The sequence below is a fragment of the Blastococcus sp. SYSU DS0552 genome (genome assembly GCF_054050815.1).
Genome location: NZ_JBJHAB010000036.1, coordinates 1 through 9,115, shown reverse-complemented (window position 1 = coordinate 9,115; position 9,115 = coordinate 1). Strand labels below are relative to the sequence as shown.

At 74.7% G+C, this 9,115-nt stretch carries 8 protein-coding genes; 5 read left to right on the top strand and 3 right to left on the bottom strand.

The window, feature by feature from the left end:
- Positions 1-330 precede the first annotated feature (330 nt).
- A complete protein-coding gene (locus ACI8AG_RS20305) occupies positions 331-1,209 on the top strand; it encodes a metallophosphoesterase (protein ID WP_456598469.1) in 879 nt (292 codons plus the stop codon).
- Positions 1,210-1,249: 40 nt separating this feature from the next.
- On the opposite strand, the gene ACI8AG_RS20300 is transcribed toward ACI8AG_RS20305, so the two are convergent.
- Both ACI8AG_RS20300 and ACI8AG_RS20295 read right to left on the bottom strand, forming a co-directional pair.
- A complete protein-coding gene (locus ACI8AG_RS20300; RefSeq protein WP_456598468.1) occupies positions 1,250-2,533 on the bottom strand; it encodes a phospholipase D-like domain-containing protein in 1,284 nt (427 codons plus the stop codon).
- 110 nt (positions 2,534-2,643) lie between these two features.
- Complete coding sequence (locus ACI8AG_RS20295; RefSeq protein ID WP_456598467.1) at positions 2,644-2,904, bottom strand: hypothetical protein; 261 nt, start codon at positions 2,902-2,904, stop codon at positions 2,644-2,646.
- Between the two features lie 379 nt (positions 2,905-3,283).
- Between ACI8AG_RS20295 and ACI8AG_RS20290 the strand changes: the two genes are divergently transcribed.
- Positions 3,284-4,441, top strand: coding sequence for an AI-2E family transporter (locus ACI8AG_RS20290; protein ID WP_456598466.1), 1,158 nt, complete (start codon positions 3,284-3,286; stop codon positions 4,439-4,441).
- Positions 4,442-4,465: 24 nt separating this feature from the next.
- Here ACI8AG_RS20290 and ACI8AG_RS20285 read toward each other — a convergent pair whose 3' ends face one another.
- The gene (locus ACI8AG_RS20285; protein WP_456598465.1) at positions 4,466-5,134 is read right to left on the bottom strand and encodes a hypothetical protein; all 669 of its coding nucleotides are present in this window, start codon (positions 5,132-5,134) and stop codon (positions 4,466-4,468) included.
- Between the two features lie 189 nt (positions 5,135-5,323).
- Between ACI8AG_RS20285 and ACI8AG_RS20280 the strand changes: the two genes are divergently transcribed.
- The 3 genes from ACI8AG_RS20280 to ACI8AG_RS20270 all read left to right on the top strand — a co-directional run.
- Complete coding sequence (locus ACI8AG_RS20280) at positions 5,324-6,631, top strand: class I SAM-dependent methyltransferase (protein WP_456598464.1); 1,308 nt, start codon at positions 5,324-5,326, stop codon at positions 6,629-6,631.
- 120 nt (positions 6,632-6,751) lie between these two features.
- A complete protein-coding gene (locus ACI8AG_RS20275; RefSeq protein ID WP_456598463.1) occupies positions 6,752-8,437 on the top strand; it encodes a ribonuclease J in 1,686 nt (561 codons plus the stop codon).
- A gap of 41 nt (positions 8,438-8,478) precedes the next feature.
- A partial coding sequence (locus ACI8AG_RS20270) for an ADP-ribosylglycohydrolase family protein (RefSeq protein WP_456598462.1) occupies positions 8,479-9,115 on the top strand: 637 nt, incomplete at its 3' end.

Genomic DNA, 9,115 nt, shown 5'->3' with positions numbered 1-9,115 from the left:
CCCCCCCCCCGCCCCCCCCGGCGCCCGCCGCCCCCCCGCCCCCGCCGCCCCCCCCGCGCCTCGACGGCCGGGTGCCACCCGGGGGTCCTCCTGCGCGCGCCGCGTCGTCCACCACCCCCGCCCGATGTCCCGGTTGCCGTCACCGGACACCGCCGTGGCCGAGATCGACGCCGAACCGTCACGAACCCTCAGCCCGGGGTCGTTGCGGTCCCGTGACGCCCGGTATCGCCGGGACCGGGGCGGGTAGTCCCGGCGCCGGCGCGTCCCGCCCCCATCGGCCGGCACGGTCCACGGAGCCGGGAGGCCGCGAGAACGAGGAGGGGACGCCAGGTGAAACGGTGGCTGACCTGGACGGCGCTCGCGGTGACCGGTCTGCTCCTCGCCCTCCTCGCGTACGGCACGTTCGTCGAGCCGCGGCTGATCCTCGACACCGAACGCGAGGACGTGGCGCTCCCGCGGCTCGGCGACGAGTGGACCGGCACCGAGGTGGCGCTCGTCGCCGACCTGCAGATCGGCATGTGGCTGGCCAACGTCGGCATGGTGGAGCGCGCCGTCGACCGGATCGTCGAGGAGCAGCCGGACGTCGTCCTGCTCGGCGGAGACTTCATCTACGGCGAGGACAGCCCTCCGGGGCCGAAGGTGGACGCGGTCATGGAGATGCTCGCCCCGCTCGTGGACTCCGGGATCCCGACCTACGCGGTCCTCGGCAACCACGACTACCACGCCGGCGGAGCCGACGAGATGACCCGCGCCCTGGAGGACGCCGGCATCCCGGTGCTGCAGAACGAGGCGCTGACGATCCCCGGGCCCGACGGCGCCGAGCCGCTGTACCTGGTGGGCATCGGACCGGTGCGACCCGGTCTCGCCGATGCCGAGGCGGCCCTGGCCGGGGTTCCGGAGGATGCGGCGCGGCTGGTGCTGATGCACAACCCGCTGAGCTTTCCCGAGCTGCCGGCGGGCTCCGCTCCGCTGGCCGTGGCTGGGCACACCCACTGCGGCCAGATCGCCCTGCCCTTCTCCGACCACTGGTCCTGGTTGGAGGTGACCGCGGAGGAGAAGATCGTGGCCGACGCGTGGGGGAAGCAGGGCTACGGGGCGGAGGGCAACCGCCTCTTCGTCACGTGCGGGCTCGGCTTCAGCGTCGTACCGGTGCGGATCAACGCGCCCCCGCAGGTGGTCTTCTTGGACATCCGGCGGGAGGAGGGCTGAGTCCGCACTGCCCCGCGCCATCGGCACGTCCCGCAGCGGATCAGGGACGGCGGCCGGCGAGCCCGATCGCTCCCCAGCCGCGCAGCGGCCGGCCGACGACGTCGGACGCCACCTCCAGAGCCCGCCTCCGCAGGCTCCGCGCGCGCCACTGCACCGGGTCGACGCGCTCGCTGCGGCCCACGTCCTCGTCGAAGTGCACATCCAGCAGGGCAGCCACCGACGGATCGTCGGCCACCAGGCACACCTGCTCGTTCAGCGCGAGGGACCGGGTGTCGAGGTTCGCCGTGCCCAGCATCGCGACCGCGCCGTCGACCGTGACGACCTTCGCGTGCAGCAGCGACGGCTGGTACCGCCAGATCTCGACCCCGGCGTCGAGCAGCGGCTGGAAGTCCAGCTCCCCCTGGAGGTGTACCGACGGCCGCTCGACGCGGGGTCCGGCGACCAGCACCTGCACGTGGACGCCCCGCTCGGCGGTGGCGACCACCAGCCCGCGGAGCCAGCGCGGCAGCCGGATGTAGGGGGTGGTGACACGGACGCGTCGGCGCGCCGACCGCAGCAGCGCGGCGACGGCCACGGCGGCCTCGCTCCAGCCCGGCTGGGACGGCGGCCGGATGACCTGGACCGCCGTGCCGCCCGCCGGGGCGAGCTCGGGGAACCGGTCGTCGTCGGACACCAGCCCCCCGGGGAGCCGGACCTGGGCCTGCATCCACGCCTGGAGGAACGCCGACCGCAGACCCGCGACCGCAGGGCCCTCGACGCGGACGGCGGTGTCCCGCCAGCTCCCCGGGTGCCGACCGTCCCCGGTCCACGTCGTGTCCACCCCGGTGCCGCCGGTGAACGCCGCCGTCTCGTCGCAGAGCAGCACCCGCCGGTGCGTGCGCAGGTTGAAGACGCTGATGCGCGCGGTGTGGAGCGGCCGGTAGAAGAAGACGGTGCACCCGGCCTCCCGCAGCACCCGGAGGTCGGCCCGGTCGATGTGCTTGGCCCCGTAACCGTCGAGCATGATCCGCACCCGGACGCCGTCCCGGGCCCGGTCGGCGAGCGCCCCGGCCATCTGGTGGGAGATCTCACCGCCGCGCCAGGAGAACCACAGGAGGTCGACGGTCCGCCGCGCCGCGGCGATGGCCGCCAGCAGCGCCGGGAACGTCTCGTCGCCGTCCTTCAGGACGTCGACCCGGTTGCCCTCGGTGAACGGAACGCCGACCAGCGCCTCGAGCACCCGTCGGGGGCTCGCCTCCGTGGCGGCGCTCGCGGCCCGACGGCCGTGCTCCGCCGATCGCACCCCGGTCAGGGCCATCCCCTCCACCGCACGTCCGGCAGGCACGCAACGCTCCTCTCGATCCGCGTCGGTCGCCGACGGGGTGTCCGGGAACGCTGCGGCTGAACCGCGCCCCCGGGGACCGTCAACGGATCGACACCGTCAGGCGCGGGGAACTACCCGCGCCCCGCCGCGACGGCGACCGCCCGCAGACGCTCGTCGAGGAGGTGGTCGACCATCCGTGACCGGCTGTCGATCGTGACCAGCAGCGTGGCCTCCAGATCGGCGAGCTCCTCCTGACGCCGGCGCACCTCGGCGAGTTCGCGTTCCGCGTCCCGCCGGATGCCGCGGCAGGAGTGCAGCTCCCCGTCGATGGCGGCGATGCTCCTGGTGGAGGGCGGGGACCCGACGGGGCGCGACAGGACGGGCTGGGACATGGCTTCCTCCGGCGGTACGGGCGGCGACTGCATCGCGTGGGCGCGTCGTCGGATTGCCCTCCCGGGTGCCGGCCGGCACGGGCGTCGCCCCGTCTGACACAGAGCTGCAAGGCGATCGCAACAGAGCCGGCGGGGGTGGTCCGAGGAGGAGGGCTCGGCGGCCGTCCCCGCGGGCCGCGTCGACGTGCGGCACCAGCAGCCAGGACGGCTGATCAGCCCGCTCGACCGGCCGCCAGCGCCCTGGTGGCCGAAGATGCGCACGTGCCCGGCGCCCGGTGCCGGGGCGAGAACCGCGGGACGGGCACCCATGGATCGGAGGACGCACGGTGCGGACGGGACGGCTTCGGTGAGACGGTGGTCGAGACGAGGGTCGGGCGAGATGCCGAGGAACCCTCCCGACGCGCCCGCGGTCCCGGCCGACGCGCGGGCGGGCAGCGGTCACGTCCCCGCCGCGCTGCCCACCGCACCGGCGTGGGCGGTGCGGACCCTCGTCATCAGCGCTGCCCTGCTCGCGCTGGCCGGGATCGGCTGGCTGCTGTTCTGGTTCCTGCTGCGGCTGCCGCTCCTGACGGTGGCCATCGCCGTCGCACTGCTGCTGACCGCCATCGTGGAACCGATCGCCCGGTGGCTCTGCCGGCTGCTCCCCCGTGCGCTCGCCGCGCTGCTGTCGGTCCTGTTCCTGCTGGGCGTCCTGGTCGGCGTCGGCTTCCTCATCGGGTTCCGTGCCGCGGACCAGCTGCGGAACCTCACCCGGCCGCTGGCCGCGGGGATCGACCGCATCCGGGTCTGGCTGATCGAAGGGCCGCTGGGTCTGGATCCCCAGCAGGTCACCGAGGCCCGCAACGCCGTGGTGGACCGCATCTACCAGTTCGCGCCCGAACCGACGGCCGCGGCCAGCATGGCGCTCTACGGCCTGGCCGCCGTCCTCCTGGTGCTCTTCCTGACGTTCTTCCTGCTCAAGGACGGCGCATCGATGTGGGCCTGGGCGCTGCGGCTCGCCCCCGACCGGCGGCGCGCCCAGATCGACGGCGCGGGGCGTTCGGCGTGGACGGTGCTGTCGCAGTACGTGCGCGGGATCATCATCGTGGCGCTCATCGACGCGGTAGGCATCGGTGCCGCGCTGCTGGTCCTGGGCGTCCCGCTCTGGGCGTCCCTGACCCTGCTGACCTTCATCGGCGCCTTCGTCCCGCTGTTCGGGGCGACGGTGAGCGGAGCCGTGGCGGTGCTCGTCACCCTCGTGACCAACGGCTTCGCCGACGCCGTGATCGTGCTGATCGCCGTCCTGGTGGTGCAGCAGGTCGAGGGGAACATCCTGCAACCGATCATCGTCGGGCGGACGCTCCGGCTGCACCCCGCCGTCATCCTCGTCGCGGTGACCGCGGGCACGATGCTGTGGGGGCTGCCCGGTGCGCTGCTGGCCGTTCCGCTGGTGGCCGTCGCCTACCGGGTCCTCGGCTACCTGCGCGAGCACCCGGTCGCACCCCCGACTCCCGCACCGGCCGCCCTCCCCCGGCAGCCGACGCCGGGCGCTCGCTGATCTCCCCGGTGGGCGCCGGGCGTTTCAGCCGGCGGGCTGCGGCACGGCCTCGACGTCCCGCGCCGCGATGGCGATCTCGCCCCCGAGGTCGGTGAAGAAGGCCTCGGGGTCGTCGACCAGCACGTCGGCGGCGATGCCGAAGACGGCCTCGAAGCGGTCTCGGGAGACCCGGCCGACCGTGCCGGTCACCCGCTGGACGTCTCCCACCTCCAGGTCGCCCGGCGGGGTGGCCGTGATCACGCCGACGGTGTTGCCCGCCCCGTCGGCGAGCCGGAAGGCCGCCCCCACCTCGCTGACCGCGACGACGTCGGAGACCTCGGCCACCACGGTGACGTCCCGGCCGATCAGGGCTGCCGGATCCTGGAACACGCCGGCGGGGTCCTCGACCGGCCGCGGTGGCGCCTCCGCTCCGGACGTCGCGCCGTCGCCGGAATCCGCGCCGCCGTCGTCGGACGGTGGCGGAGTCGGCTCCGACGACGGGCGCGACCGCTCCTCCAGCGCCCTGACGCGCTCGCGGAGGGCGGTGATGTCGTCCCGCAGCTCTTCCAGCTCCTCGGCGGCTCCCGGGTCGGTCGACGGCTCCGGCGCCTCGTTCCCGCAGCCGGTCAAGCCCCCCACCGCCAGGGCGAGGGTCAGCACGGTCCCGGGGACGACCGCTCTCCTCCCGGGCCGCGTTCCCTGGTGGCTGCGCATGCCTCCTCCTTCCCCTCGGCCGGTGTGCCGACGCCGCTCGGACCGGCTGCCGGCCACCCACCAGCCTGCACCCCTGGAGCGGACCGGGCCCAGCCTCCGTTACCCGTTCGACACGACGCCCGGAGAACCGGTGGCGCGGGCGGGTGAGAACGCTCGCGGTGCCGGTGGTCCTTCTGCCAGGGTCGGGGCATGGAACGACGAGGCGCGAGTCAGCTGGTCGAGGAGCTGGGAACCCTTCTCCTGGGGGCCCCGCTGCCCCTGTCGGTGCGCTGCTGGGACGGCTCCGAGACCGTCGTCGACGGAGCACCCACGCTGGTCGTGCGCCACCGACGTGCCCTGCGCCGCCTCGTCCACGCGCCGGGCGAGCTCGGGCTCGCCCGGGCCTACGTCAGCGGCGACCTCGACGTCGAGGGCGACCTCTACGCCGTGCTGAGCTTCCCCGACGACCTGCCCGCCCGGCCGGAGCTGCGCCTGGACCGGCGGGCGCTGGCCCGGCTGGCCGGCCCGCTGCTCCGGCTCGGGGTGCTGGGACCGCCGCCCGCGCCGCCGGCAGAAGAGTCCCGCGTGCGCGGCATCCGTCACTCGCTGTCGCGGGACCGGAAGGCGATCAGCCACCACTACGACGTCGGCAACGACTTCTACCGCCTGCTGCTGGGGCCTTCGCTGGTCTACAGCTGCGCCTACTTCCCCGACCCCGGTGCGACGCTGGAGGAGGCGCAGGAGGCGAAGCTCGACCTGGTCTGCCGCAAGCTCGGGCTCGAGCCGGGCATGCGGCTGCTCGACGTCGGCTGCGGCTGGGGCTCGCTCGCCCTGCACGCGGCGTCCCGCTACGGCGTCTCGGTGGTCGCCGTGACGATCTCCGAGGCCCAGGCCGACCTGGCCCGCCGGCGGATCGCCGACGCCGGGCTCGCCGACCGCGTCGAGGTCCGGCTGCAGGACTACCGCGAGGTCGCCGACGGGCCGTTCGACGCGATCGCCTCCGTCGGGATGGCCGAGCACGTGGGCCGCGCCCAGCTGCCGGCGTACGCGTCCGGGCTGCACGAGCTGCTGCGCCCCGGCGGCCGGCTGCTCAACCACGCGATCGCGCGCGGCCCCGCGGCCGGCCCCGACCGCCCCGACCCGGGCTCGTTCCTCACGCGGTACGTCTTCCCCGACGGGGAGCTCCAGCCGCTGGCCACGCACGTCCAGGTGCTGGAGGAGGCCGGCTTCGAGGTGTGCGACGTCGAGGCGCTGCGCCGGCACTACGCGCTCACCTGCCGGGCCTGGGTGCGCAACCTCGAGGACCACTGGGACGAGGCCGTCCGGCTCGCCTCCCCCGGCCGGGCCCGGGTGTGGCGGCTGTACCTCGCGGGCTCGGCCCTGGCCTTCGAACGGCACCGCGTCGGGGTGAACCAGGTGCTGGCGGTGAAACCGGGCGGGGAGAACCGGCTTCCGCTGCGCCGCCCGGACTGGGCCGGGGCCACGGTGCCACCCGCCGGGAACGACGCGGGCTCGTGACCGGGAGCCGTCGCGCCGACCACCCCTCCGGCCCTGCCCGCGCGTGCGGGGAGACGACCCCGGACCGGTCGACGGGGACGCGGCACGCACGACGACCGGGGTCGCCCGTAGCGTGAGGGCATGAGTCGCGCGCACCCTGAGCTCCGCCTCCCCCCTCCGCTGCCCGAAGGCGGCCTGCGGGTCGTGGCCCTGGGCGGTCTCGGGGAGATCGGTCGCAACATGACCGTGCTGGAGCACGCCGGCCGGCTGCTGATCGTCGACTGCGGAGTGCTGTTCCCCGAGGAGCACCAGCCCGGGGTCGACGTGATCCTCCCCGACTTCACCGCCATCCGGGACCGCCTCGACGAGGTGGAGGCGATCGTGCTGACCCACGGTCACGAGGACCACATCGGCGGTGTCCCCTACCTGCTGCGCGAGCGTCCCGACATCCCCCTGGTCGGCTCCCGCCTCACCCTGGCGTTCATCGAGGCCAAGCTGAAGGAGCACCGGGTCCGGCCGGTCACCCGCCAGGTGCGCGAGGGGGACCGGGCCTCGTTCGGGCCCTTCGACTGCGAGTTCGTCGCCGTCAACCACTCCATCCCGGACAGCCTCGCCGTGGCGGTCCGCACCGGCGCCGGCCTGGTCCTGCACACCGGTGACTTCAAGATGGACCAGTTCCCGCTCGACCGGCGGATCACCGACCTGCGCGCGTTCGCCCGGCTCGGCGAGGAGGGCGTGGACCTCTTCCTCACCGACTCCACCAACGCCGACGTGCCGGGCTTCACGACGTCCGAGGCCGAGCTCACCCCGGCGATGGAGACGGTGTTCCGGACCGCGCCCCGGCGGGTGATCGTCTCCAGCTTCGCCAGCCACGTGCACCGCATCCAGCAGGTCCTGGACGCCGCCCACGCCCACGGCCGCAAGGTCGCCTTCGTCGGCCGCTCCATGGTCCGCAACATGGGCATCGCCAAGGACCTCGGCTACCTCACCGTGCCGCCCGGCCTGCTGGTCGACATGAAGGAGCTCGAGAAGCTCCCCCCGGAGAAGGTGTGCCTGGTCTGCACCGGGTCGCAGGGCGAGCCGATGGCGGCGCTGTCCCGCATGGCCAACCGCGACCACGTCATCCGGATCACCGAGGGCGACACGGTGCTGCTGGCGAGCTCGCTCATCCCCGGCAACGAGAACGCCGTCTACCGCATCATCAACGAGCTCACCCGGTGGGGCGCCAACGTCGTGCACAAGGGCAACGCCAAGGTGCACGTCTCCGGGCACGCCAGCGCGGGCGAGCTCTCCTACGTCTACAACCTCGTGCGGCCGCGCAACGTCATGCCGGTGCACGGCGAGTGGCGGCACCTCAAGGCCAACGGCGACATCGCGGTGCGGACCGGGGTCCACCCGCGGGGCGTGGTCATCGCCGAGGACGGCGTCGCCGTCGACCTGCTCGACGGCAAGGTGCGCATCACCGGGAAGGTGCCCGCCGGCAACGTCTACGTCGACGGCGCCACCGTCGGAGGCGCCACGGAGGCCCACCTGCGCGACCGGCGCACGCTGGCCCAGGAGGGCGTCATCACCGTCGTGGCCATCGTGGACGCCGACACCGGCGCGCTGGCCGAGGAGCCGGACTTCCTGGCCCGCGGCTTCGTGCACGACGAGACGACGTTCGACGAGGTCGTGCCCCTGATCGAGAAGGCGCTGGCCAAGGCGGCCGAGGAGGGGGTCGGCGGAGCCGTGCAGCTGGAACAGCTGATCGCGCGGGCCGTCGGCCGGTGGGCGGACCGGAGCTACCGGCGCAGCCCGCTGATCATCCCGATCGTCATCGACGCCTGAGCAGGAGGTCAGCCCCGGCGTCAGCACACGGAGGCCGAGGAATGGCAGCTCGGTCACGCCCGCAGCCGGGCGCCGCGCCGGCGCCCTGGGAGGACCGGGTCCTCGGCCTGCTGCTCGGGGGCGCCGTCGGGGACGCCCTCGGTGCCCGGTTCGAAGGCTCGTCCCGGGTGCCGGCCGACGAGCTCCACCGGTCGCTCACCTCCGACGGGGTGCTGCGCTGGACCGACGACACGGCCCTGCAGGTGGCGCTCGCCGATCACCTCGCGGATCTCGGTCCCGACGACCTCGACCAGGACGCCCTGGCGCTGGCCTTCGCCCGGACCTGGGATCGGGAACCGTGGCGCGGATACGGGGGCAACCCCCCGCGGATCTTCGCCGCCGCGCTGGCTGGTCGGGACTGGCGCTCGGTGGCCCGGGAGTCGTTCGACGGCTCCGGCTCGCTGGGCAACGGCGGCGCGATGCGGGCCGCGCCGGTGGGCACGCTGAGCGGCGGACCGGCGCGGGTGGCGGAGGTGGCGAGGCGGAGCGCGGAGATCACCCACGCCCATCCCGTCGGGCGGGACGGTGCCGTCGCGATCGCGGTGACGGTCCACCACCTGCTCGGGGGGGGGGGGGGGGGGGGGGGGGGGGGGGGGGGGGGGGGGGGGGGGGGGGGGGGGGGGGGGGGGGGGGGGGGGG

Bases quoted from the DNA above. Each gene is read 5' to 3' on its own strand.
- ACI8AG_RS20295 (WP_456598467.1), bottom strand. From the start codon at position 2,904: ATGTCCCAGCCCGTCCTGTCGCGCCCCGTCGGGTCCCCGCCCTCCACC.
- ACI8AG_RS20290 (WP_456598466.1), top strand. From the start codon at position 3,284: ATGCCGAGGAACCCTCCCGACGCGCCCGCGGTCCCGGCCGACGCGCGG.
- ACI8AG_RS20280 (WP_456598464.1), top strand. From the start codon at position 5,324: ATGGAACGACGAGGCGCGAGTCAGCTGGTCGAGGAGCTGGGAACCCTT.
- ACI8AG_RS20285 (WP_456598465.1), bottom strand. From the start codon at position 5,134: ATGCGCAGCCACCAGGGAACGCGGCCCGGGAGGAGAGCGGTCGTCCCC.
- ACI8AG_RS20275 (WP_456598463.1), top strand. From the start codon at position 6,752: ATGAGTCGCGCGCACCCTGAGCTCCGCCTCCCCCCTCCGCTGCCCGAA.